Source organism: Dentiradicibacter hellwigii, from assembly GCF_041770905.1.
Lineage (GTDB): Bacteria > Pseudomonadota > Gammaproteobacteria > Burkholderiales > Rhodocyclaceae > Propionivibrio > Propionivibrio hellwigii.
Map to the genome: position 1 here is coordinate 166,086 of NZ_JBEUWX010000001.1, position 24,476 is coordinate 190,561.

The 24,476-nt window shown below is 59.6% G+C and carries 22 protein-coding genes; 16 read left to right on the forward strand and 6 right to left on the reverse strand.

All coding sequences use genetic code 11. The annotated features are described in order from the left end of the window. The first annotated feature begins 30 nt into the window (after nucleotides 1-30). Nucleotides 31-2,238 (forward strand): UvrD-helicase domain-containing protein, encoded by a 2,208-nt coding sequence (locus tag ABCS64_RS00780; protein ID WP_418890046.1) that lies wholly within the window; start codon nucleotides 31-33, stop codon nucleotides 2,236-2,238. A gap of 2,303 nt (nucleotides 2,239-4,541) precedes the next feature. On the opposite strand, the gene lpdA is transcribed toward ABCS64_RS00780, so the two are convergent. From lpdA to ABCS64_RS00800, 4 genes are all read right to left on the reverse strand, one after another. Next, nucleotides 4,542-5,969: a dihydrolipoyl dehydrogenase gene (gene lpdA / locus ABCS64_RS00785; protein ID WP_418890047.1), complete on the reverse strand. Its 1,428-nt coding sequence runs from the start codon at nucleotides 5,967-5,969 to the stop codon at nucleotides 4,542-4,544. Nucleotides 5,970-6,004: 35 nt separating this feature from the next. Then, nucleotides 6,005-6,619 carry a hypothetical protein gene (locus ABCS64_RS00790; RefSeq protein ID WP_418890048.1) on the reverse strand — a complete coding sequence of 205 codons (615 nt, stop codon included), beginning with the start codon at nucleotides 6,617-6,619 and terminating at the stop codon, nucleotides 6,005-6,007. Between the two features lie 43 nt (nucleotides 6,620-6,662). After that, complete coding sequence (gene odhB, locus ABCS64_RS00795) at nucleotides 6,663-7,904, reverse strand: 2-oxoglutarate dehydrogenase complex dihydrolipoyllysine-residue succinyltransferase (protein ID WP_418890049.1); 1,242 nt, start codon at nucleotides 7,902-7,904, stop codon at nucleotides 6,663-6,665. 90 nt (nucleotides 7,905-7,994) lie between these two features. Further along, nucleotides 7,995-10,865 (reverse strand): 2-oxoglutarate dehydrogenase E1 component, encoded by a 2,871-nt coding sequence (locus ABCS64_RS00800; protein ID WP_418890050.1) that lies wholly within the window; start codon nucleotides 10,863-10,865, stop codon nucleotides 7,995-7,997. A gap of 379 nt (nucleotides 10,866-11,244) precedes the next feature. Here ABCS64_RS00800 and ABCS64_RS00805 point away from each other — a divergent pair, with 379 nt between their 5' ends. The 13 genes from ABCS64_RS00805 (at nucleotide 11,245) to hemG (ending at nucleotide 20,904) form a co-directional block, all read left to right on the forward strand. Beyond that, the gene (locus ABCS64_RS00805; protein ID WP_418890284.1) at nucleotides 11,245-12,057 is read left to right on the forward strand and encodes an ABC transporter ATP-binding protein; all 813 of its coding nucleotides are present in this window, start codon (nucleotides 11,245-11,247) and stop codon (nucleotides 12,055-12,057) included. After that, entirely contained in the window at nucleotides 12,050-12,856 is an 807-nt protein-coding gene (gene mlaE / locus ABCS64_RS00810; RefSeq protein WP_418890051.1) for a lipid asymmetry maintenance ABC transporter permease subunit MlaE, read from the forward strand. Before ABCS64_RS00805 ends, mlaE begins: the two co-directional genes overlap by 8 nt. Continuing rightward, nucleotides 12,856-13,326, forward strand: a complete 471-nt coding sequence (gene mlaD, locus ABCS64_RS00815) for an outer membrane lipid asymmetry maintenance protein MlaD (RefSeq protein ID WP_418890052.1) — start codon at nucleotides 12,856-12,858, stop codon at nucleotides 13,324-13,326. The genes mlaE and mlaD overlap by 1 nt, the downstream gene beginning before the upstream one ends. A gap of 15 nt (nucleotides 13,327-13,341) precedes the next feature. Then, complete coding sequence (locus ABCS64_RS00820; RefSeq protein WP_418890053.1) at nucleotides 13,342-14,040, forward strand: MlaA family lipoprotein; 699 nt, start codon at nucleotides 13,342-13,344, stop codon at nucleotides 14,038-14,040. A 72-nt stretch (nucleotides 14,041-14,112) separates the two neighbouring features. Continuing rightward, the gene (locus tag ABCS64_RS00825; RefSeq protein ID WP_418890054.1) at nucleotides 14,113-14,748 is read left to right on the forward strand and encodes an MlaC/ttg2D family ABC transporter substrate-binding protein; all 636 of its coding nucleotides are present in this window, start codon (nucleotides 14,113-14,115) and stop codon (nucleotides 14,746-14,748) included. After that, the gene (locus ABCS64_RS00830; protein ID WP_418890055.1) at nucleotides 14,745-15,038 is read left to right on the forward strand and encodes an STAS domain-containing protein; all 294 of its coding nucleotides are present in this window, start codon (nucleotides 14,745-14,747) and stop codon (nucleotides 15,036-15,038) included. Before ABCS64_RS00825 ends, ABCS64_RS00830 begins: the two co-directional genes overlap by 4 nt. 26 nt (nucleotides 15,039-15,064) lie before the next feature. Then, a complete protein-coding gene (locus ABCS64_RS00835; protein WP_418890056.1) occupies nucleotides 15,065-15,991 on the forward strand; it encodes an ABC transporter ATP-binding protein in 927 nt (308 codons plus the stop codon). Continuing rightward, nucleotides 15,988-16,740: an ABC transporter permease gene (locus tag ABCS64_RS00840; RefSeq protein WP_418890057.1), complete on the forward strand. Its 753-nt coding sequence runs from the start codon at nucleotides 15,988-15,990 to the stop codon at nucleotides 16,738-16,740. Before ABCS64_RS00835 ends, ABCS64_RS00840 begins: the two co-directional genes overlap by 4 nt. Nucleotides 16,741-16,744: 4 nt before the next feature. After that, nucleotides 16,745-16,987 carry a BolA family protein gene (locus ABCS64_RS00845; RefSeq protein ID WP_418890058.1) on the forward strand — a complete coding sequence of 81 codons (243 nt, stop codon included), beginning with the start codon at nucleotides 16,745-16,747 and terminating at the stop codon, nucleotides 16,985-16,987. Continuing rightward, nucleotides 16,980-18,233, forward strand: a complete 1,254-nt coding sequence (gene murA, locus ABCS64_RS00850; protein WP_418890059.1) for a UDP-N-acetylglucosamine 1-carboxyvinyltransferase — start codon at nucleotides 16,980-16,982, stop codon at nucleotides 18,231-18,233. Before ABCS64_RS00845 ends, murA begins: the two co-directional genes overlap by 8 nt. Nucleotides 18,234-18,295: 62 nt before the next feature. Continuing rightward, nucleotides 18,296-18,940, forward strand: coding sequence for an ATP phosphoribosyltransferase (gene hisG / locus ABCS64_RS00855; protein WP_418890060.1), 645 nt, complete (start codon nucleotides 18,296-18,298; stop codon nucleotides 18,938-18,940). Beyond that, nucleotides 18,940-20,259: a histidinol dehydrogenase gene (gene hisD, locus ABCS64_RS00860; RefSeq protein WP_418890285.1), complete on the forward strand. Its 1,320-nt coding sequence runs from the start codon at nucleotides 18,940-18,942 to the stop codon at nucleotides 20,257-20,259. The genes hisG and hisD overlap by 1 nt, the downstream gene beginning before the upstream one ends. A gap of 96 nt (nucleotides 20,260-20,355) precedes the next feature. After that, nucleotides 20,356-20,904, forward strand: coding sequence for a menaquinone-dependent protoporphyrinogen IX dehydrogenase (hemG, locus tag ABCS64_RS00865; RefSeq protein WP_418890061.1), 549 nt, complete (start codon nucleotides 20,356-20,358; stop codon nucleotides 20,902-20,904). Nucleotides 20,905-21,004: 100 nt separating this feature from the next. On the opposite strand, the gene ABCS64_RS00870 is transcribed toward hemG, so the two are convergent. Then, nucleotides 21,005-21,691, reverse strand: a complete 687-nt coding sequence (locus ABCS64_RS00870) for a nitroreductase (RefSeq protein WP_418890062.1) — start codon at nucleotides 21,689-21,691, stop codon at nucleotides 21,005-21,007. A gap of 80 nt (nucleotides 21,692-21,771) precedes the next feature. Beyond that, nucleotides 21,772-22,893: a histidinol-phosphate transaminase gene (hisC, locus tag ABCS64_RS00875; protein WP_418890063.1), complete on the reverse strand. Its 1,122-nt coding sequence runs from the start codon at nucleotides 22,891-22,893 to the stop codon at nucleotides 21,772-21,774. 242 nt (nucleotides 22,894-23,135) lie between these two features. On the opposite strand from hisC, the gene hisB reads away from it, so the two are divergent. Together hisB and hisH are read left to right on the forward strand one after the other, a co-directional pair. Continuing rightward, nucleotides 23,136-23,723 carry an imidazoleglycerol-phosphate dehydratase HisB gene (gene hisB, locus ABCS64_RS00880; protein WP_418890064.1) on the forward strand — a complete coding sequence of 196 codons (588 nt, stop codon included), beginning with the start codon at nucleotides 23,136-23,138 and terminating at the stop codon, nucleotides 23,721-23,723. Beyond that, nucleotides 23,723-24,376: an imidazole glycerol phosphate synthase subunit HisH gene (gene hisH, locus ABCS64_RS00885; RefSeq protein ID WP_418890286.1), complete on the forward strand. Its 654-nt coding sequence runs from the start codon at nucleotides 23,723-23,725 to the stop codon at nucleotides 24,374-24,376. Before hisB ends, hisH begins: the two co-directional genes overlap by 1 nt. The last annotated feature ends 100 nt before the right edge of the window (nucleotides 24,377-24,476 follow it).

A 24,476-nucleotide genomic window follows, 5' to 3' on the forward strand; every position in this document is an offset into this window, starting at 1 on the left:
TCCGGGCCTGTTTTTTCCGGAAATTCTGCCATGTCTGATCTGCTTGCCCAGCTTAATCCCCAGCAAGTCGCCGCGGTGACCTTGCCGCCGCAGCATGCGCTGATTCTGGCCGGTGCCGGCAGCGGCAAGACGCGCGTACTGACGACGCGCATCGCCTGGCTGATTTCGACGGGGCAGGCAAGCCCGCATGCCGTGCTGGCCGTAACATTTACCAACAAGGCAGCCAAAGAGATGCTGACGCGTCTGTCGGCGATGCTGCCGTTGCAGTTCGGTGCGGCGCGCGGCCTGTGGGTCGGCACTTTTCACGGGCTGTGCAACCGCATGTTGCGCTTGCATCATCGTGAGGCGGCGCTGCCGGCCGCGTTCCCGATTCTCGACATGGCCGATCAACTCTCGGCGATCAAACGCCTACTCAAAAATCTCGGCGTCGATGACGAAAAATTCCCGCCGCGCGAGCTGGCCTATTTCATCAATGCCCACAAGGAACAGGGCATCCGCGCGGCGCAGGCCGAGGGGTACGATGATTACACGCAGCGGCGTATCGAGCTGTACGCGGAATATGAGGCACAGTGCCAGCGCGAGGGCGTGGCCGATTTCGCCGAGCTGCTGCTGCGCTGCTACGAGCTGTTATCGCGTAACGAGCCGCTGCGCCGGCATTATCAGGCGCGTTTTTGCCATATTCTGGTCGATGAGTTCCAGGATACCAACGCCTTGCAGTACCGATGGCTGAAGCTGCTGGCGGGCGTCGACGTGCCGGCGCCGGGCGCCAGCCTGTTTGCGGTAGGCGATGACGATCAGAGCATTTATGCTTTCCGTGGCGCGGAGGTGGGCAATATGCGCGCCTTCGAGCGCGAGTTCCGGGTCGAAAACGTGATTCGCCTGGAACAGAATTATCGTTCGTTCGGCAATATTCTCGATGCCGCCAATGCGCTGATCCAGCACAATCAGGCGCGTCTGGGCAAGAATCTGTGGACCGATGCCGGAGCGGGCGAGCCGATCCGCGTCTTTGCCGGCTTTTCCGATCTCGATGAGGCGCACTATGTCGTCGATGAAGCGCGCGCACTGATCCGCGAGGGCACGCCGCCTCGGCAGATTGCCTTGCTCTATCGTTCCAACGCGCAGTCGCGCGTGCTCGAACATCAGCTATTTACCGCCGGCGTGCCCTACCGCGTGCATGGTGGGCTGCGCTTTTTTGACCGGCAGGAGGTCAAGCATGCGCTGGCCTACCTGCGTCTGATTGTCAATCCAGACGACGATACGGCCTTTGTCCGCGTCGTCAATTTCCCTGCGCGCGGTATCGGCAGCCGCAGTTTTGAAGCGTTGCAGGGCGCCGCGCACCGCGCCAATTCCAGCCTCTACAACGCGGCGGCGGGTTTGCCGGGCAAGGCAGGCGTGGCGGTGGGCAATTTTATCCGGCTGATCGAGGCGCTGCGCGCCGAAACGCAAGGCGTGTCGCTGCCCGAGGTGATCGAGCATCTCATCGAAAGAAGCGGTCTGCGCGCGCATTATCTGGGCGAGAAGGAAGGGCGCGAACGGCTGGAAAACCTGGATGAACTGGTCAGTGCCGCGACCCGCTTCTTGCAGGAAGAAGACGATACCCTAGTTAATCCGGCGGAAGGCGACGCGCTTTCCGCATTTTTGGCCCATGCCTCGCTTGAGGCGGGCGAACACCAGGCGGGAGAAGGGCAGGACGCCGTGCAGTTGATGACGGTGCATGCAGCCAAAGGGCTGGAATTCGACGCCGTTTTCATCACCGGTCTGGAGCAGGGCCTGTTCCCGCACGAAAACTCCGAACTTGAGCGTGATGGGCTGGAGGAAGAGCGCCGGCTGATGTATGTCGCCATCACCCGCGCCCGCCAGCGGTTGTATCTGACCCATGCGCAAACGCGCCTGCTGCATGGACAGACACGCTATTGTTTGCCTTCGCGCTTTATCGAGGAACTGCCCGAAGCCTTGCTCCAGCCGGTGGGTCATGCCGCAGCACCGGCAACGTATGGCAACCCCTACGCGTCGGGCGCATCCGCCGGGCGGCAGGAAAGCGCCGGGGGGGCAGAACGCGCCGCGCCGGAGGCACCGGGCGGATTTCGCATTGGCCAAAATGTGCACCATGCCAAATTCGGCGCGGGAGTCATCGTTTCTGCCGAGGGGCACGGGGCAGATGCGCGCGTCCAGGTGAATTTTGGCAAGCAGGGGATGAAATGGCTGGCGCTGGCCTACGCCAAGCTGACAGCGGTTTAAGATCATTCCGACGGCCTGCAATCGGGCAACGAAGCCGGCTGCCGGCTGCGTATATTTTCATCGCCCGTTCATCGCCGCGCAATCGCGCTGGCACCGTGCGCGAACTGCGCAGCGCCATTCGTCTGTACGAACGGCTGGGTTTTGTCGAAACTGCACCCTACTACGCCAACCCCATGCCCAACGTGATCTACATGAAGCGGGCGCTGTAAACCCCGTGTAAACAGACCAAAAAATATAAAATGCCCGGAGGTCCCCGTAGATAAAGGGCTTCAGAGCATCAAAAAACATAAACCGGAAAAATAGCGGCTTCTTTTGCCAAAACACGGTGTTGGCTCGCCTTGCCGTACTGCTCGTACTGTCAGCGGCTTGCCGCCTTGTCTTTGGCAACGTCGAGCCATAGCGGCTTCCTTCGCCAAAATACTACGTTGGCTCGCCTTGCCGTACTGCTTGTACTGTCAGCGGCTCGCCACCTTGTCTTTAGCAAAGTCGAGCCGCTATGAGGCTTTCGGGGCACACTTCTGAACCCCGCGTGGATAGGGCGTTTGCGGGAAGGCACATCTGAAAATCCCTATTTATAAGGGTTTCAGAGCACCCCTCTCGGAGATGCCCTAAATACAAGGGCTAGCAGGCAGGTGCCCTAAGACACTTTAAATATAGGAATTGAATTGCCAAGGCCTGCGCGCTGACTTCCACCCACGGAACTCCTCTTAATGCCGTTGCGCTGAGCGGCAGCGCGCCCCGCTGACTTTCTTTGCCTCGCCAAAGAAAGTCAGCAAAGAAAGGCGACCCCAGGCGCAGAAAACCCCTTGTCGCTGGGCTGCTTGTCGGCGGGCTTGATTAACTCGCTGCGCTCAGACAATCAAGCCCTTGTTCCCGCCAAGCCGCCCCGCGCCTGCGGCTGCGCCTAAGGGGTTTCTGGGTGCTTCGTAGTGATTGAATGCGCAAGGGGATATGCCCGCAACCCGCGTCGATAAAGATGCTCTAGGTAGGTGCTCCGAACCCCGCGTGGATTGGGTGTTTGCGGGCAGGCACCTCTGGAACCCTTATAAATAAAGGGCTTCAGGGAAGGGGTGCCGGAGATGCTCTGTTTACAATGGCTCCAGGGCATACCTCTCGGAGATGCCCTAAATACGTGGGCTAGCGGGCAGTCTCTCGGAAAAACCTGAAAACAAAAATTGAAAGGATTGTTTGACTGTCGGTGCTGGCTCCGTACGCAAGGCTTCTCTTGATGCCGTTGCGCTGAGCGGCAGCGCACCCCGCTGACTTTCTTTGCCTCGCCAAAGAAAGTCAGCAAAGAAAAGCGACCCCGAGGCGCAGAAGACTCCTTGTCGCGGGTTTGCTTGTCGGCGGGCTTGATTAACTCGCTGCGCTCAGACAATCAAGCCCTTGTTCCCGCCAAGCTGCCCCGCGCCTGCGGCTGCGCCTAAGGGGTTTTGGGCGCTCCGTAGTGATCGAATACGTAAAGGGGCGTGCCCGGGACCCCGCGTGGATTGGGCATTTCCTAACACCCCATCTGAAACCCCCGTAGATAGGTCGTTTTCGGGCTGGCTCTTCCAGAACCCGCATGGATAAAGGCGCTCCGGGCAAGTGCCTCTGGAACCCTTATAAACAAAGGGCTGGCGAGCAGGGACTCTGAGATACTTTAAATATAGGAATTGCCAAGGCCTGCACGCTGACCTTCTACCCACGGAACTCCTCTTGATGTCGTTGCGCTGTGCGGCAGCGCGCCCCGCTGACTTTCTTTGCCTCGCCAAAGAAAGTCAGCAAAGAAAAGCGACCCCAGGCGCAGAAAACTCCTTGCCGCGGGTTGCTTGTCGGCGGGCTTGATAACTCGCTGTGCTCAGACAATCAAGCCCTTCTTCCCGCCAAGCTGCCCCGCGCCTGCGGCTGCGCCTAAGGGGGTTCTGAATGCTTCGTAGTGATCGAATAAGTAAAAGGAGATGCCCGCAACCCCGTATGGATAGGGCGTTTCCCCGGCCCCCCCTGAAGCCCTTATGGATAGGCCATTTCCGGGTAGGCATCTCTGAAGTCCTTATAAATAAGGGGCTGGCGGGCAGGATGTCTGGAGATGCCCTGTTTACAAGGGGTTCCGGGCATCCCCTCTGAAATGCCCCAAATACGCGGGGTTCAGGGCATCCATATTTGAGACACTCAAAACATAGCGGCTTAACTTTGCCAAAAGATAAGGCGGCGAGCCGCTGACAGTACACCTAGTACGGCAAGGCGAGCCAACGCCGTATTTTGGCAAAGGAAGCCGCTATACCTCCTTGGAGATACCCTGTTTACGCGGGCTTCGTGTCACCTCAAAAGTTCAGCGTGCGTTTGTCCACGGCCAGCGCGGCTTCTTTGGTGCTTTCGCTCAGGCTGGGGTGGGCGTGGCAGATGCGGGCGATGTCTTCGCTGCTGGCGCGGAAGGCCATTGCCACGCAGGCTTCGGCGATCAGTTCGCTGGCATAGGGGCCAACGATATGCACGCCCAGAATTTCGTCGGTGGCAGCGTCGGCCAGAAATTTGACGAAGCCCGTGGTGTCGCCCAGCGCGCGGGCGCGGCCGTTGGCCAGGAAGGGAAAAGTGCCCGCCTTGTAGGCCACGCCTTGCGCTTTAAGCTGCTGTTCGGTTCTGCCCGCCCAGGCGATTTCGGGGTTGGTGTAGATGACGTAGGGGATGAGCCCGAAATCCACATGCCCGTGCTGGCCGGCGATGCGCTCGGCCACGGCGACGCCTTCTTCTTCGGCCTTGTGCGCCAGCATGGGGCCGCGCACCACGTCGCCCACGGCCCATACGCCGGGCAGGTTGGTGCGGCAGTGTTCATCGACGATGATGTCGCCGCGTTCGCCTAGCTGCAAACCCACGGCTTCGGCATTGAGCCCTTCGGTGCTGGGCGTGCGGCCGATGGAGACGATGAGCTTGTCCACCGCCAGCGTTTGCGCTTCGCCTTGGGCGTTGGCGTAGTGAACGGTGACGCCCTTTTTGCCGCGCTTGATTTCGCCCACTTTGACGCCCAGCTCGATTTTTAGCCCCTGCTTGTCAAAAGCCTTTCTGGCTTCTTTGCTGACTTGTTCGTCGGCCATTCCCAGGAATGTGGGCAGCGCTTCCAGCAGCGTCACTTCCGCGCCCAGACGGCGCCAGACGCTGCCCATCTCCAGCCCGATGACGCCGGCGCCGATGATGCCCAGTTTTTTGGGCACGGCGGTCATGCGCAAAGCGCCTTCGTTGGAGAGGACGGTTGCTTCATCAAACGGCATGTCGGGGAGCTGGCGCGGGCGCGAGCCGGTGGCGACGATGATCTGTCTGCCCGTGACGATTGCCGGTTTATCGCCCGTCACAGCGATTTCATAGCCGCCATCGACTGTTTTCAGGAAAGAGCCGCGACCGTGGAAGAAGGTGACCTTGTTCTTTTTGAACAGATAGAGAATGCCCTCGTTATTCTGCTTAACCACGCCATCCTTGCGGGCGAGCATTTTTGCGACATCCATTTTCAGGTCTTTGAGGCTAATGCCGTGTTCGCCAAAGTGATGCGCGGCCTGCGCGTAATACTCGCTGCTTTGCAGCAGCGCCTTGGACGGAATGCAGCCCGCATTGGTGCAGGTGCCGCCGGGCGCGGGGTCGCCCTTTTCGTTTTTCCAGTCGTCAATGCAGGCCACCTTGAAGCCCAGTTGCGCGGCGCGGATGGCCGCAACGTAGCCGCCGGGGCCTGCGCCGATAACGATGACGTCAAAAGTGTCACTCATATTGTGAATCTCCAGAAAAGATAAAAGGTTGAATCTCAGCAGACTTTCAATGCGGAAGGCGGCAACAACAATTGTGGTAGCCACGCATAAAACAAGTAGGTCGCCCACAGAAGCATGCATAGCGCCAGACCCGCAGCCAGCAACAGACACCACCCACGCCACACGGCAGCCCGACCTTCGAGCAGCACCATGGGAAACCACGGCTTGCCGCGAGAAGGCAGGTTGGTCCGGCGGCGTATCAGTTGGCAGGCTTGATGGACGAGACACGCCCACATCAGCCATGCGGGCAAAAAGCCAAACAGAACGATGCCGCCTGCCACGCCCCACAGCCCTTGGCTGTAGCCGCCCCAGCCCGTTTCACATATCAATGAGCGGGTCCAGGCAAAGTAAGGCTGGAACGGATCGAAACTGGGCGCTTGCCACCAACCCGCCATGTCTGCCAGCATTCCGGCCAGCAGCAGGAAGGCGAGCACGTTCAAAGCTTTGCCGGGAATGCGCCCTTCCACCCAAATAACAGGCTTCGCCTGGCGCGGCGAAGTGCCGGGCAGCGGCTGATTCAGCCAGCGCCACAGCAGGGCAAGGCGCTGGCGCAAGGTCGGTTTGGGCATGGGCATCTTCCCGGTTGCAAGACCCGCCGCGCGCTGCCGCATTGACTCGGAACCTGTTTGCGGCAGGCGACTGGCGTGAGGCCGATCAGAGGTCGAACAGCAGTCGTGCCGGGTCTTCCAGCGCCTCTTTCATGGCCACCAGCCCCAGTACGGCTTCGCGGCCGTCGATGATGCGGTGGTCGTAGCTCATGGCCAGATAGTTCATGGGGCGGATGACGATCTGGCCGTTTTCGGCCACGGGGCGTTCTTTGGTGGCATGCACGCCGAGAATGGCCGATTGCGGCGGGTTGATGATGGGCGTGGACATCATCGAGCCGAACACGCCGCCGTTGCTGATGGAGAAGGTGCCGCCGCTCATTTCTTCGATGCCCAGTTTGCCGTCGCGCGCTTTGGCGCCGAATTCGGCAATTTTCTTTTCGATGTCGGCAAAGCCCATCTGGTCGGCGTCGCGCAGGATGGGCACGACCAGCCCGCGCGGGCTGCCGACGGCGACGCCGATGTCGAAATAACCGTGGTAGATGATGTCGTTACCGTCGATGCTGGCGTTGAGAATCGGATATTGCTTGAGCGCATGCACGACGGCCTTGACGAAAAAGCTCATAAAACCCAGCCTGACGCCATGCTGTTTCTCGAATTTTTCCTGGAAGCGCTTGCGCATGTCCATCACCGGCTGCATGTTCACTTCGTTGAAGGTGGTGAGGATGGCGTTGGTGGCCTGCGATTGCAGCAGACGCTCGGCGATGCGTGTCCGCAGGCGGCTCATGGGCACGCGCTCTTCGGCGCGGTTGCCGGCCATGACTGGCGCGATTGGCGGCGCGGGCGGCATCGCCGGTTGTGCTGGGCGAGCGGCGGCGGGCGTAGTGGCGGTGGCGGCCAGCGCATCGGCTTTGGTAATACGGCCGTCCTTGCCCGTACCGGCGATGCTGGCTGGGTCGATATGCTTGTCGGCAAGAATCTTGGCCGCGGCGGGCATGGCGACGCCCGCTTTACTGCCGGGGGCGGGTAGCGTTTGGGCGGGCGCGGTCGTGGCTAAAGTATCGGGCGCGGGCGCATCGGTATGCGCATTGGCCGATGTGGCGGCGCTGGCTGCGGTATCTATGCGGGCGATGAGCTGATCGGCGGTGACCGTGGCGCCGTCGCCTTCGACGATTTCGACCAGGGTGCCGGCCGCCGGGGCAGGCACCTCCAGCACGACCTTGTCGGTTTCAACTTCGATCAGGATTTCATCGGCCGCCACGGCTTCGCCGGTTTTCTTTTTCCATTGCAGCAATGTGGCTTCGGAGACGGATTCGGAGAGTTGCGGGATTTTGACTTCAACGAGTGCCATTTTGGTTTCCAGTCTTGGGTAGGTTGGCGTCAGGCGCTGGCGAGGCGGAGGCGACTATCATCCCGTCCGGATGCCGGCGCTGGGCGCAATTCATTTATTCAGAACAAAGCCTTTCAGTTTGGCGAACGCGGCGTCGATCAGCGCCTTCTGCTGTTCCTGGTGCAGGTGCGCGTAACCGACGGCCGGCGAGGCCGAGGCGGGACGGCCTGCGTAGCCGAGTTTCTGGCCAGCGGACATGTTTTCGTGAATGTAGTGCTGCACGAAGAACCAGGCCCCCTGATTTTGCGGCTCGTCCTGGCACCAGATGATTTCGGTGGCGTGGGGATATTTTTTGATTTCCGCCCCGAAGGCCTTGTGCGGGAAGGGGTAGAGCTGTTCGATGCGGATGATGGCTACATCGTCACAGCCTTTCTCTTCGCGCTTTTTGACCAGATCGTAATACACCCGGCCCGAGCAGGCGATGATGCGTTTTACCTTATCGGCCTTGAGTTCGCTCTTGTCACCAATGACGGTCTGGAAGCCGCCTTTGGTGAATTTGGCGATGGGCGAGGCAGCGTCCTTGTTGCGCAGCAGGCTCTTGGGCGTGAAGATGACCAGCGGTTTGCGTAGCGGGCGGATCATCTGGCGACGCAGTACGTGGAAGATTTGGCTGGCCGTGGTGGGCTGCACGATTTGCATGTTGATGTCAGCCGCCAGCTGCATGAAGCGTTCGACGCGGGCGGAGGAGTGTTCCGGGCCTTGTCCCTCGTAGCCGTGCGGCAGCATCAGGGTCAGGCCGTTCAGGCGTCCCCATTTCACTTCGCCGGAAGCGATGAACTGGTCGATGAGCACCTGTGCGCCGTTGGCAAAATCGCCGAACTGTGCTTCCCAGATGACGAGGGTGTCCGGCGCATTGGAAGCGTAGCCGTATTCAAAACCGAGCACGGCTTCTTCCGACAGGATGGAGTCGATGACGGTGAAGGTTGCCTGTTTTTCAGCCACGTGTTGCAGGGGAATGTAAATACCTTCATCCCATTTTTCGCGTTTCTGGTCGTGCAGCACGGCGTGGCGGTGGCTGAAAGTGCCGCGGCCGCTGTCCTCGCCGGAAAGGCGGACGTTGTAGCCGCCAACGAGCAGCGAAGCAAAGGCCATGTGCTCGCCCATGCCCCAGTCGATGTTGATTTCTCCGCGTCCCATGGCGGCGCGATCTTCCAGGACTTTCTGGACCAGCGGATGCACGGCAAAGTTTGTGGGAATGGCGGTGATCCGCTCGGCCAGGCGTTTCCATTCAGCCTGCGGGATCGTCGTATCGGCGGTATCGGTCCAGCGGGTATTTCTGAAGCGTTCCCAGTCGGCCGAGTATTTGCGCTGGAAGTTGGCGAGCACGGGATCCACCGGATGTCGGCCGGCCTCCATGGCGGCGCGGTAGGCGGCAACCATGTCTTCCGGGCCGGAAGCGGGTAGCACGCCCTGCGCAACCAGTTTGTCGGCGTATAGCCGGCGTGTGCCCGGATGTTTGGCGATTTTTGCGTACATCAACGGCTGGGTGAGCATGGGCGTGTCCTGCTCGTTGTGTCCCAGTTTGCGGAAACAGACAATGTCCAGCACGACGTCCTGATTGAATTCCTGACGGTATTCCAGCGCCAGCTGGGTCGCGAGTACGACCGCTTCGGGATCGTCGCCATTGACGTGCAGCACGGGGGCTTCGATCATCTTCACGATGTCGGTGCAATACAGCGTGGAGCGCGCATCGCGCGGGTCACTGGTGGTGAACCCGATCTGATTGTTGATCACGATATGGACTGTGCCGCCTGTGGTGTAGCCGCGTACCTGCGACATGGCCAGCGTCTCCTGAACGACGCCCTGGCCGGTGAAGGCGGCGTCGCCATGCACCAGCACGGGCAGCACGGTGTCGCCTTCGGCATCGCCGCGGCGATCCAGGCGGGCGCGCACACTGCCTTCGACGACCGGATTGATAATCTCAAGATGCGAGGGGTTGTAGGCCAGCATCAGGTGAATCGGCCCGTGCGGCGTCATGATGTCGGAGCGGAAGCCTTGGTGGTATTTCACGTCACCCGCGGGCAAATCCTGCGGTGCGGTATGTTCAAACTCGGCAAACAGCATCGCCGGCATTTTGCCCAGCGTGTTGACCAGTACGTTCAAGCGGCCGCGGTGCGCCATGCCGATGACGACCTCCTGAACGCCCTGCCGGCTGGCCTGGCGGATGAGTTCATCCATGGCGACGATGAAGCTCTCGCCGCCTTCAAGTGAAAAGCGCTTCTGACCGACATACTTGGCGTGCAGGAAACGTTCCAGCCCTTCGGCTGCCGTGAGCTGTTCGAGAACGCGTTTTTTTTCCTGCGCGTTCAGATGCGGATTGGTGCGGGCGCTTTCTAATTTCTGCTGCCACCAGCGTTTCTGTGTCTGATCGGTCAGATACGTATATTCGGCGCCAATGGTGGTCGTATAGGTTTCGCGCAGCGCGTTGAGCAGGTCGCGCAGCGTCATTGTGTCATGGCCGAAGAACGTGTTGCTGGTGTTGAACACCGTTTCCAGGTCGGCGTTCGTCAGTCCGTAGAAAGCGGGTTCCAGCTCCGGAATGTCCGGGCGCGGCGTGCGTTTGAGCGGGTCGAGATCGGCCCAGCGCTGCCCGACGTTGCGATAGGCGGCGATGAGTTGTTGGACGGCCGTGCGCTTGCGCCCCATTTCGGTGTCGGCGCCGCTGGCGACGATGACCTGCGTATGCCCTTGGCGGGCGCGTGCAGCAAAGGCGTCGATAACCGGCTGATGCGGAACGTCGCGGCTGAAAGAGCCGTCGGGCGCGGGGGCGTTTTGCAGCGCGTCAAAGTAGGCGCGCCAGTCATCGGGAATATTCGTGGGGTTGACCAGGTAGTTCTCATACATTTCTTCGACGTAGGGCGCATTACTGCCGAAGAGGTAGGTATTGCCCCGGTAATGCTGGTACAGATTGGATTCGCTCATGATTCGCAGGACTCCACGCTTCTTGGAAGCGCTTTGGCGGGTTTGAGAAAACCTTCCGCGACACGGCTGAACCGATTGGCGGATGCGGTAGCTGGCGTAAGGAAGGCGCCGATAAACGCTGCCATTATGCCATCACCGCCAAGTGCGTGTCAGCGCGTGCCGGTGCCTATCTTTAGGCGCCCGTCTGCCCGGGGCAGACAAATGAGTCATGCGATTTTGGCTGCTGTGGTGAAAATCATCTCGCGCGCTGCCGCGCTCGTGCCGCAAGTTGCTGTTTGTCTGAATGTTTTGGCGGCTTTCTGCCAGACTTCCGTCGGCGGTTTTGCTGGAATTCGGAAGCCTTCGGTTATAATAAGCGCCCATTTTAGTCCTGAAAGTTATTGTGTCCGATTCACTGGTCAGCATATCCGAGCTGAATTTTTCATATGACGAGCGAGCGATCCTCAAGGGAATCAATATGGAGGTTCCGCGCGGTCAGCTCGTCGCCATCATGGGTAATTCCGGTTGTGGCAAGACGACGTTATTACGCCTGATTGGCGGGCAGCTCAAGCCGACGAGCGGGACCTTGCTCGTCGATGGTCAGTCGGTGCCGGACATGAATCACAAGGCGCTGTATGCCATGCGTCGGCGCATGGGCATGTTGTTCCAGTTTGGCGCTTTATTCACTGATATTTCCGTATTCGAGAATGTCGCCTATTTGATGCGCGAACATACTGACCTGACCGAGGAAATGATCTGCGACATGGTGCTGATGAAGCTCAACGCAGTCGGGTTACGCGGCGCGCACGCCCTGATGCCTTCCGAGCTGTCGGGCGGCATGGCGCGCCGCGTTGCGCTGGCGCGGGCGATTGCGCTCGATCCGATGCTGATCATGTACGACGAGCCGTTCGCCGGGCTGGATCCGATTTCGATGGGCGTCATCGGCCAGCTTATCCGTCGGCTGAACGATGCGCTTGGCGCGACTTCTCTGCTGGTGACGCATGACGTGCAGGAAGCGTTGCAGATCGTCGATTACGTCTATTTCGTTTCTGACGGGCAAATCGTTGCGCGCGGTACGCCTGACGAAATTCGTGCTTCGAAAGAGCCGTTTGTACACCAGTTTGTCTATGGCGAAGCCGACGGGCCCGTACATTTCCATTATCCATCCGCGCCCTTTACCGAGGCTTTGTTGCGGGAGCGTGCCGATGGCTGAACGTAAACCTTCCATTTTCGTCGCGGCACTCGAATCGCTCGGGCACCGGGTGACCAGTCTGTTGCAGCGGACGGGGTTTGCGGCGCGTTTTTTCGCCACGATTCTGGCCTATTCGGGGCAGTCGTTCCGCCGCTTGCCGCTGACCATCCGGGAAATCTATTTTTCCGGTTTCCAGTCGCTGCTGATCATCCTTGTCTCCGGGCTGTTTATCGGGATGGTGCTGGGCATGCAGGGTTATGAAACGCTGCAACGCTATGGCTCTTCCGAAGCATTGGGCGTACTTGTTGCCTTGTCGCTGACGCGCGAATTGGGGCCGGTGGTTTCCGCCCTGCTTTTTGCTTCCCGTGCCGGTTCGTCGATTACTGCCGAAATCGGCCTGATGAAGGCGACCGAGCAATTAACGGCGATGGATATGATGGCAGTCAACCCGATTGGCCGTGTGGTTGCGCCACGTTTTTGGGGTGGAGTCATCTCGATGCCGTTGCTTTCGGCGATGTTTACCCTGATTGGCGTATTTGGCGGCTATCTGATCGGCGTCGTATTTATCGGGGTGGATGAGGGGGCATTTTGGTCACAGATGCAGGGTTCGGTCGACTTCCGTTTCGATATCTGGAACGGAATCGTCAAGAGCTTTGTTTTTGGTGTGGCGGTTTCTCTGATCGCCGTATTTGAAGGGTACGACGCAGTGCCGACAGCCGAGGGCGTGTCAGCGTCGATCAAGCGAACCGTCGTTCATTCGGCGCTGGCCATTCTGGCGCTGGATTTTGTCCTGACTTCCTTTATGTTCCGGGGAATGTAATGAATCGCAAGCTAATGGATTTGTGGGTGGGTATCTTCGTGGTGGCGGGCTTCGCGGCCATTCTTTTTCTTGCGTTGCGTGTCGGCAACGTATCTTCGGCAAACTTTGCTGAAACTTATCAGCTCAATGCTAGGTTTGATAACATTGGCGGCCTGAAAGTACGTGGCCCGGTCAAGAGCGCGGGCGTTGTCGTGGGCCGGGTGACGGGAATCAGCTTTGATGCGCAGACGTACGAAGCGGTCGTAACGATGACGATCGACAGCCGTTATCGCTTCCCCAAGGACACTTTTGCCTCGATTCTTACCGCAGGCCTGCTCGGCGAGCAATATATCGGGCTGGAGGCGGGCGGCGATGAGAAGATGCTGCAATCCGGCGATGCTTTTGCCCAAACGCAATCGGCGGTGGTGCTGGAAAAACTGATCGGGCAGTTTATGTTCAACAAGGCTTCCGAAGGCTTGGATGCTAAATAACGATAGAGGATCCCCGTGAGCACAGACCGATGTGGCCGTAATCCGCGCTCTCCATTCTTCCGTTTTCTGATGACCGCTGCCAGCGTGTTGGCATTGTCCGGCTGCGCGACGACGGCGGACAACCCCGATCCGTACGAAGGCTTCAACCGCGCCATGTTCCGCGTCAATGAAGGCATTGATGTCGTTTTCAAGCCGATCGCGCAAGGTTACGATGCGGTGACGCCGCAGCCAGTCCGGACGGGTATCGGTAATTTTTTCGGCAATCTGGAGGATGTCTGGATTTCGGTCAATAATCTTTTGCAGGGCAAGCCCGTCGAGGGGGTTTCCGACGCCTGGCGTTTTGTTATCAATTCGACGATTGGTCTGGGCGGAGTGCTTGATTTTGCCTCGGAAATGGGACTGGAAAAGCATAGCGAGGACTTTGGGCAAACGCTTGCTGTTTGGGGTGTTGGTGAAGGCGCATACCTGTTCTGGCCGGTGATTGGCCCGCGCACGGTGCGTGATACTGCCGGCTTCGTCGTCGATCTCTACGGCGATCCGCTGACCTACGTCGACAATATACGGCTGCGCAATTCCCTTTGGGGCGTGCGTCTGGTGGATCGACGCGCCAGCCTGCTGCCGTCGGAGAAAGTGGTCGAGGAAGCCGCTTTCGACAAATATACGTATATCCGCGATGCCTATTTGCAGAACCGCCGCAGTGAGATCGAGAACTGAGACTTCCGGGGAGATTTCCTGGAACGTTTAAGTTCAAATTAGAAAGCTTTGGAAAGAGAGTAAGGAAAACCTATGAAGAAAATATTCAATCTTCTTAATGTGTTGTGGACCTTGTTTTTTAGCCTGCTGATGATCGCGCCGTCTGCTTTTGCGCAGGAAGATTCACCTGACGCCATGATCAAAAGCGTGACGGAAGAGGTGTTGAGCATCGTGCGCCAGGATAAGGATATCCAGAGCGGTAATACGCAGAAAGCGATCAATCTGGTCGAAACCAAGGTTCTGCCGCATTTCAACTTTCAGCGTATGACTTCGCTGGCGGTGGGGCGCGACTGGAACAAGGCCAATGCGGAACAGAAAAAACGCCTGACCGAAGAATTCAAGACGCTGTTGGTGCGCACCTATTCAAATGCGCTGACCGGCTACCGTAACCAGACCGTACGTTACCGGCCGACGCGTATGCAGGCGGGGGATACGGAAGTCGTCGTCAAAAGTGAGATTCTTCAACCGGGTAACAAACCGATCCAGCTCCAGTACTCGGTCGAAAGACAGAACGAGGGCTGGAAAGTCTACGATGTCGTCGTCGCTGGCGTTAGTCTGGTCAGCAACTATCGCAGCACGTTTAATCAGGAAGTGAGTGCCAACGGCATTGATGGGCTGATCAAAATGCTGGTCGACAAAAATCAGCAGAACAACCCGAACAAGCAATGATCGAACGCGACGAAAATGGCGTACGCTTGCGCGGCGCCATGCTTAACACTCATGCCACCGCCCTGCTTGCTGCAGGGCGCGGTTTTTTGCGCCAGAAAGATGCGCCGCGCCGCTTTGTCGTCGATCTGGCCGCGGTTGAGGAAACCGACGCTTCGGCGCTGGCGGTCGCTTTCGCCTGGTTACGTACGGCCCGATCGCTGGGTATCGACCTGCGTTTTGCTCATCTGCCGGCCGGAATGGTCAGTCAGGCCAGACTGTATGGCGTTGACGATATGCTGCCGCTTGGCTGAGCACTGCGCTATTTCTGGCTTTTTCTGTGGGCATTGCCGTTTCCGTTCAGCACGTTGTCAAGGATTTCCCCGGCCTGCGTGCGCTCGACGGCGTTTCTCTGGATATCGCCGAAGGTGAATTTTTTGGCCTGCTTGGCCCGAATGGCGCAGGCAAAACGACCCTGATTTCCTGTCTAGCCGGATTGGCGCGGCCAACGTCCGGCCAACTGACGGTGCTCGGCCGCGATGTACAGGCCGATTACCGCGCGACGCGGCGCTGTCTGGGCGTCGTGCCGCAGGAACTCGTTTTTGATCCCTTCTTCACCGTGCGTGAAACCTTGCGTTTCCAGTCCGGATATTACGGCATTGTGAGCAACGACGACTGGATCGACGAAATCCTGACCCAGCTCGATTTGACGGACAAGGCCGATACCAATATGCGCCGTCTTTCGGGGGGTATGAAGCGGCGGGTGCTGGTGGCGCAGGCGCTTGTGCATCGCCCGCCAGTTATCATCCTCGATGAGCCGACAGCCGGTGTCGACGTCGAATTGCGCCAGACACTCTGGCGTTTCATTCGGCGTCTTAATCGTGAAGGCCATACCGTTGTTCTGACGACGCATTATCTGGAAGAAGCGCAAACCTTGTGTTCGCGTATCGCCATGCTCAAACAGGGGCGTATCGTCGCGCTCGACAGCACGCGCAACCTGTTGGCGCGTTTTGCCGGCCGCACCTTGAGTTTCCGTTTGGAGGAGGGCGGGCGCCTGCCAGAAGCACTGGCCGGACGAGCCGTGCTCAATGATGGTCTCTGGTCGATGCGGCTGACAGGCATCGATGAGCTTGAACCGATACTGTCTGGCCTGCGTACGGCAGGGTGTCGAATCGAAGATATGCAATTGACGCAGACCGACCTGGAGGACGTGTTCATCGGCCTCATGCACGAAGAAGCGCCGCATCTGCCGGAAAGCGTGCCATGACCGGGCTGCGTATGTTGCTGCGCAAGGAAGTTTTGCGCTTCTGGAAAGTCGGTTTTCAGACCGTCGGCGCGCCAATCTTGAGCGCGCTGCTGTATCTGACAATTTTCTCGCACATGCTCGATGCGCGGGTCGAGATCAACGGCGTGCGCTACACTGCTTTCCTGATTCCCGGCCTGATCATGATGTCGGCTTTGCAGAATGCTTTTGCCAATAGTTCGTCGAGCCTGATTCAGTCCAAGGTAATGGGCAGCATCGTTTTTATCCTGCTCTCGCCGATTTCGCACGCCGAATTTTATTTTGCATATCTGGCGGCGGCGATGCTGCGTGGCCTGATGGTGGGGGCGGGGGTGCTGGCGACGACCTGGTTTTTTGCCCCCCATACCTTTGCCGCGCCGCTCTGGATCGTCGTGTTTGCCGTTCTCGGCTGCGGTGTGATGGCTTCGCTGGGTATCATTGCCGGTATCTGGGCGGATAAATTCGACCAGCTGGCAGGATTCCAGAATTTCCTCATCATGCCGTTGACCATGCTTTCCGGTGTCTTTTACTCGTTGCATTCACTGCCCGCCTTTTGGCAGCGGGTGTCGCACTTCAACCCGGTGTTTTACATGATCGATGGTTTCCGCTACGGTTTCTTTGGTGTTTCCGATGTGGCGCCGGAAAAGGACTTGGTGGTCGCCGCCGTGTGTTTTGCCATCGTGTCCGCGGGCGCCTATGCACTGCTGCGCAGCGGCTATAAATTGAGGTATTGATCTGATGAAACTCGAAAGTGTCCAGAAACTCATTGCCGATGGGTTGCCCTGCGAGGGACTGAGCGTCCAGGGTGATGAAAATTATCCGCAGGCGCTGATCGTCAGTTCGTGCTTTGTCGGTAAAAGCCGGGTGCAGCGTCAGCAGATGGTCAATGCGCTGCTCAAACCCTATTTTGATAGCGGCGAACTACATTCCTTACAGATGCAGACGATGACGCCGGAAGAATGGAGCGCTGCGCGTGGATAAGCTGCTGATCCGCGGCGGACGGCGGCTTTCCGGCGAGATTGCCGTTTCCGGCGCAAAGAACGCCGCCTTGCCGATTCTGTGTGCCGGCCTGCTGACGCGCGAAACGATGCGTTTCCAGAATGTGCCGCGCCTCAACGACGTGGCGACCATGCTGCGCCTGATTGAGCAGATGGGCGTCGGCGTGAAGCGGACAGGCGATGGCGAAATCGTCCTGGATGCCGGCAATCTCGATCATCCGCTGGCGCCATACGACATGGTCAAGACCATGCGGGCGTCGATTCTCGTACTGGGGCCGTTGCTTGCCCGTTGCGGCGAGGCGCGCGTTTCGCTGCCCGGCGGTTGTGCCATCGGTGCGCGTCCGGTCGATCAGCATATCAAGGGCCTACAGGCGATGGGCGCTGAGGTGCGTGTCGAGCAAGGTTATGTGCTTGCACGGGCGGCGCGGTTGAAAGGCGCGCGTATCGTCACCGATATGGTGACGGTGACCGGTACGGAAAATCTGATGATGGCGGCGAGCCTGGCGGAAGGTGAAACCGTGATTGAAAACGCCGCGCGTGAGCCGGAAATCGTCGACCTTGCCAACTGCCTGCTCGCCATGGGGGCGCGTATTGCCGGTGCGGGCACCGATCGCATCGTCATCGAAGGCGTTGATGCCCTGCATGGCGCGACGCATACTGTCATGCCCGATCGCATCGAAAGCGGCACCTATCTGTGCGCCGCGGCGGCGACGGGCGGCAACGTGCGCTTGACGCATACTTCGGCGAATTATCTAGAGGCTGTTCTCGATAAATTGCGCGAATCCGGTTGTGAGATCGGCAGTGGGCCGCATGAGATTACACTCAAGGCGCCGGCGCGCTGCAAGGCGGTTGATGTGCGTACCGACCCGTACCCGGCTTTCCCGACCGATATGCAGGCGCAGTTCATGGCGCTCAACAGCGTTGCCGAGGGCACCGCCCTCATCCGCGAAACGATCTTTGAAAACCGCTTTATGCACGCCACTGAACTGATCCGGCTGGGCGCAAACATCAAAATCGATGGGAATACCGCCGCGGTTACGGGCGTTCCGCGTCTGGATGGCGCTAATGTGATGGCGACGGATCTGCGCGCATCCGCCAGTCTGGTCATTGCCGGGCTGGTGGCGCAGGGCGAGACGCTGATTGACCGTATCTATCATCTCGACCGCGGCTACGAGCGCCTCGAAGAAAAACTGGTGCAATTGGGCGCGCGCATCGAGCGGGTCGGGTAGAATTTTTCCGTCGGCTCAAAAAACAGGTCACAGAAAGATCGCAGACAGAAAGGAACCATGCCGTGGATGGCATCACGATTGCCCTGTCAAAAGGGCGCATTTTCGAAGAGACGCTGCCGCTGCTGGCGACAGCGGGCATCGAACCGCTGGAAAATCCGGAAACCTCGCGCAAGCTGATCATTCCGACCAACCGGCCGGATGTGCGCGTTGTCATCGTGCGCGCTACCGATGCGCCGACCTACGTGCAGTACGGCGCCGCGGATCTGGGCGTTGCCGGCAAGGACGTGCTGATCGAACATGGCGGTGATGGCCTGTATCAGCCGATCGACCTGAAAATCGCCAAATGCCGGATGATGGTTGCCGTTCCCGCCGGCTTTGATTACGCCAACGCCGTGCATCAGGGCGCACGCCTGCGCGTGGCAACCAAGTACATCAGGATTGCCCGTGAGCATTTTGCCGCCAAGGGGGTGCATGTCGACCTGATCAAATTGTATGGTTCGATGGAACTGGCGCCGTTGGCGGGATTGGCCGATGCCATCGTCGATCTGGTTTCGACCGGCAGCACACTGAAGGCGAATAACCTTGTCGCCGTCGAATCCGTCGCCAATATTTCCTCGCGCCTGATCGTCAATCAGTCCGCGCTCAAGCTCAAACGCGCCAGGATCGCCCCGATTCTTGACGCCATTGCCCAGGTGGTCAACGCATGATGCCCGCACTCAAACGTTTGTCTACGTCCGATGCCGATTTTTCCGTGCGCCTCGATGCGCTGCTTGCTTTCGAGAATGCGCAGAACAGTGCCGTCGAGCAGACGGTTGCCGCTATTCTGGACGATGTGCGGACGCGCGGCGACGCCGCCGTGCTCCATTACACACGGGACTTCGACCGCCTGAGCGCCAATGCGCTGGCTGAGCTGGAATTACCGCGCGCCACGTGGATGCAGGCGCTGGCGGCGCTGCCCGGCGAGCAGCGCACTGCGCTGGAAACGGCGGCGCGGCGCGTGCGCGAATACCATGAGCACCAGCCGTTGCAAAGCTGGCAGTACGAAGAACCGGGGCGGACAGAAGAGGACGGCGCCGTTTTTCTTGGTCAGAAAGTGACGCCGCTCGACCGTGTGGGGCTGTATGTGCCGGGCGGAAAGGCGGCTTATCCCTCTTCGGTGCTGATGAATGCGATTCCGGCCAAAGTAGCGGGTGTCGGCGAATTGATTATGGTCGTGCCGACACCGGGCGGTGAGCGTAACCCGCTGGTGCTGGCCGCTGCCGCGCTGGCGGGCGTCGACCGCATGTTTACGATCGGCGGCGCCCAGGCGATCGGCGCATTGGCTTACGGCACGGAAACCGTCCCGCGCGTCGATAAGATCGTCGGCCCCGGCAATGCCTATGTTGCTGCCGCCAAGCGCCGCGTTTTCGGAAGGGTGGGCATCGATATGGTGGCGGGGCCATCGGAAATCCTGATTGTCTGCGATGGGCAGACCGATCCGGACTGGATCGCCATGGATCTCTTTTCGCAGGCTGAGCACGATGAGCTGGCGCAGGCGATGTTGCTGTGTCCGGATCTGGGCTACCTCGACCGCGTGGCGGCGTCGATCGAACGGCTGCTGCCTGCCATGCCCCGCCGTGACACGATTTTCGCCGCGCTGGAAAATCGCGGCGCATTGATTGCCGTGCGCGACCTGGAGGAGGCTTGTGAACTGGTCAACCGCATTGCGCCCGAACACCTCGAACTTGCCGTGACCGATGCGGATATTTGGGTCGACAGGATTCGCCATGCCGGCGCAATCTTCATCGGCGCTTACGCCTGTGAGGCGCTCGGCGACTACTGCGCCGGCCCGAACCATGTCTTGCCGACCTCGGGTAGCGCACGCTTTTCCTCGCCGCTCGGCGTGTATGACTTCCAGAAGCGCAGCAGCCTGATCCGCGTTTCGCCCGCCGCCGCCCGGACGCTGGGGGAGGTGGCCGCAACGCTGGCCGATGGCGAGGGGCTGGCGGCGCACGCCGCTTCGGCGCGTTACCGCGTCAAAGGCTGAATAAGGGGTGAATTTTTATCGGGTGCAGATGCATCCGGTGCTGCGGATCGCATCTCAGATCGTGCGTTTATTCGCGTACCGGCAGGCATGAGTCCGATGTCGAGCGAGCCTATGAAAACGGCGTCCATTCTGATTCTGTATTCGACGACAGACGGACATACGCTGCGCATTTGCCGGTATTTGCAGGCACGCATCGAAGCGGCCGGGCAGGAAGCCGTTCTGATGCCTATCACCCGCGATGCAGCGCCGGACTGGCCAGCGTTCGACAAGATCGTCATCGCTGCGCGCATCCGTTACGGGCATCACCATCCGGATGTTTTCGCCTTTGTGCGCGCGCATCTCGATGTGCTGACACGCATGCCGAGTGCGTTTTTTTCCGTCAATACCGTGGCGCGCAAACCGGAAAGAAGCCGGCCCGAGACGAATCCTTACGTACAGAGATTTTTTCAGAAAACGCCGTGGCGACCGTCTCTTGTCGATGTATTCGCTGGCAAGCTCGATTATCCGCGCTATGGATTTTTTGACCGGCAGATCATCCGCTTCATTATGCGGCTGACAGGCGGCCCGACCGACCCGTCCGGCGTATTTGAATTTACCGACTGGGCAAGGGTGGATGCCTTTGCGCGCAAGCTGTGCGCGCTGTAAATAAAAAATGGGAGGCTTTCGCCTCCCTGAAAATGCCGCCGATGAATCCGGGCTAAAAAACCCGGCCATCGGGAGATGCACGGATTGAAACGCGTGGGCTCTAGAAGCCGCGGAAGTCGGTGAACACTTCGACGGCTTCGCGCTCGGTTCTCAGCGTGTTTTCCGGCGCGTTGGGATCAGCGTAGCCGAGCGCCATGCCGCAATAGACGATTTCATTGTCCGCGATGCCGAGATGGGCGCGAATCGTCTTGTGATAGTCGGCAAAGAAGGCTTGCGGGCAGGTATCAAGGCCGCGTGCACGCGCTGCGATCATCAGGTTGCCCAGGAACATGCCGCAATCGACGAGCATGCCTTTGCCGAGGCGGTTGTCGAGCGTGAAAATCAGGCCGACCGGCGCGTCGAAGAAAATGTAGTTACGGCCAGCCTGCTCCTTCATCCGCACCGTATCGCCTTTCTGGATGCCCAGCAGGCTGTAAAGGCCGAGGCCGCACTTGCGGCGGCGCGACAGCCAGGGTTCGACCCATTCTTTCGGGTAATAGTCAAGTTCGCGCCCGCCGTCCGTTTCGCCGGCGGCGTGCTTGGCCATGATCGCGGCGGAAAGCGCATTTTTTGCTTCGCCGCTCAGCGCATAGACCCGCCAGGGCTGAACGTTGGTGCCGGAAGGCGCGCAGGCCGCCAGTTCAAGCAGTTCGCGCACTGTCGCCTTGGGCACCGGCGTAGGCAGGAAGCGGCGCATGGAATGGCGCGAGCGGATGGCTTCGTCGACGTATTTGATGGCTTCGTTCATGGTTTCCTCTCTTTCCTTTCTTGGCGTTTAGAGTGTTGGCGCGTGGTTTATACCCATTGTGTAGAGCCGGGCGGCGTAAATCATTGCCCGCCGCCGGAGGCGTTCACAATGGCCGATAAGGCGTCGGCCAGCGCACGGCACTGCGCGTCCGTGCCGATGCTAATGCGCAGATACTGCTCAATGCGCGGCTGTTTAAAATGGCGGATAAGAATATGGCGCGCCCGCAGACTGGCGGCGATATGTGCGGCATCGTGCCGTGGATGGCGGGCGAAAATGAAATTGGTCGCCGATGGCAAGACTTCAAAGTCCAGCCCGCGCAAGGCGCCGATTAACCATTCCCGGCTTTGCATGACGGCGCGTCGCGTCATGTCGAAATGGGCGCGGTCGCGCAAGGCGGCGGTGCCGCCGGCGATGGCGAGGCGGTCGAGCGGGTAGGAGTTGAAACTGTTCTTGACGCGATCAAGCGCCTCAATGAGCGGCGCCTGGCCGATGGCGTAACCGATGCGCAGGCCGGCGAGGGAATAGGATTTGGACAGCGTGCGGATAATCAGCAGATTCGGCAGGTGCTTGATGAGCGGTACGGCGGTGGGAATTTCCGCAATCGTTTCGCCGCTGAAGTCGATATAGGCTTCGTCGATGACGACGGGGATATCGGGATGTGCGCGTGCCAGGCGCTCGATGTCGGATTGCGGCAACAGACGGCCTGTCGGCGCGTTCGGGTTGGCGAGAATAATGGCACCGCATCCGCACTGGGGGGCCAAGTAATCGTCGATGCGAACGGTGAACTCGTCATCGAGCGGTATACGGACGCAATCAATACCGTAAAGCTGGCAATAGGCGGGATAGAAACTGTAGCCGATGTCCGGTGTGAGCAGTGGCCGGTCGTGCTGGAGTAGCGCCATGAAAACGTGCGCCAGCACTTCGTCCGAGCCATTGCCGACGAAGATCTGTGCGGGGGTGATGCCGCTTGCCGGAAACTGCTCGGCGATCGTTGCCTTGAGCAGCGTCGCCTCCGGGTCAGGATACAGGCGCAGTACGGCGGCGTCTTCACCCAGTGCCTCGTGCAGCGCTGCCAGAACGGCAGGTGAGGGCGGATAAGGATTTTCGTTGGTATTGAGCTTGATGAGGCCGGGCAGCGCGGGCTGTTCGCCGGGGACATAGGGCGTCAGGCGGTGGACGGTCTGGCTCCAGAATTGGCTCATGGCGGCAACGGTATGCGGAATAGGTCGTGGGATCGTGGCTGTTGCAGTGACGGCATGGCGCATCCGGCCGGAAGCCCTGGACAACGCCTTTGCGGACAGGAGGCAATGGTATCATGACGCCCATAAACTGATACGGGCGCGGATGCATGGGCGAAACGGCCTGCCCGAGCAGCCGGCCTTTTCCGCCCGCCCATCATCCGACATGTCATTTCCTCTCAATGATCGTGAATCAAGGTGCCAGCATGCGGCAAGCCGAAGTGAGCAGAAATACCTCCGAAACGCAGGTCAGGGTCCGGCTGAATCTCGATGGCGCCGGTCAGGCAAAGCTGGCGACCGGCGTGCCTTTCCTCGACCACATGCTCGACCAGGTGGCGCGGCATGGCCTGATCGATCTTGACATTGAGGCGACGGGCGATCTGCACATTGATGCACACCATACCGTCGAAGACGTCGGCATCGCCTTCGGGCAGGCGCTGGCGGCGGCGCTGGGCAGCAAGCAGGGCATCTGCCGCTACGGACATGCTTACGTGCCGCTCGATGAGTCACTCTCGCGCGTGGTGGTCGATCTGTCCGGGCGTCCGGGGCTGGTGTTCTCCGTCGCCTTCGCGCGTGCATGGGTCGGTGCGTTTGACGTTGATCTGTGCCGGGAATTCTTCCAGGGGTTGGTCAATCACGCGCTGATGACACTGCATATCGACAACCTGCGCGGCGACAATGCCCATCACCAGGCGGAAACCGTGTTCAAAGCCTTCGGCCGCGCCCTGCGCATGGCCGTTGCCGAAGATGCGCGCCAGGTTGGCCGGGTGCCATCGACCAAGGGGGCGCTTTGATGCTGGCACGCGGGACGATTGCCATCATCGACTATGGCATGGGCAATCTGCGCTCGGTGCAGCAAGCGCTACTCAAGGTTGCCGACGGATGCGAGGTCGTCGTGACGGCTGATCCGCAAACGGTCATGGCCGCCGAACGGGTCGTTTTTCCTGGGCAGGGCGCGATGCCCGATTGCATGCGAGAGATCGATGCGCGCGGTTTGCGCCAGGCCATCGTTACTGCGGCACGGAACAAGCCTTTTCTCGGCATCTGTCTCGGGCTGCAAATGCTGTTTGAACATAGCGAGGAAGGCGATGCCGCCGGATTGGGCATTCTGCCCGGCCGTGTTCGGCGCTTTCCGGCGCGTGGCGTGGGTGCGGACGGTACTACGGAACGGCGGCTCAAGGTGCCGCACATGGGCTGGAACGAAGTGCATCAGACGCGAATGCATCCCATGTGGAACGGTATTGACGACGGCGAGCGTTTCTATTTCGTACATAGCTACTACGCCGAACCGGCCGATTTACAGATGACGGTGGGCGAAACCCGGTATGGCCTCCGCTTTACCAGCGCGGCGGCGCAGGATAATATCTTTGCCATCCAGTGCCACCCGGAAAAAAGTGCGGCTGTCGGCCTGCGGCTGCTGGAAAATTTCATCGGCTGGCGGCCTTGAGTTCTTGAACGATAAACACATGCTATGGCGGGTTTCTTGCTGTACGGACGCCGGAATGACGGTAGGAATAGCCCGCTTTGGGCTGTTTTCCGCATGCCGA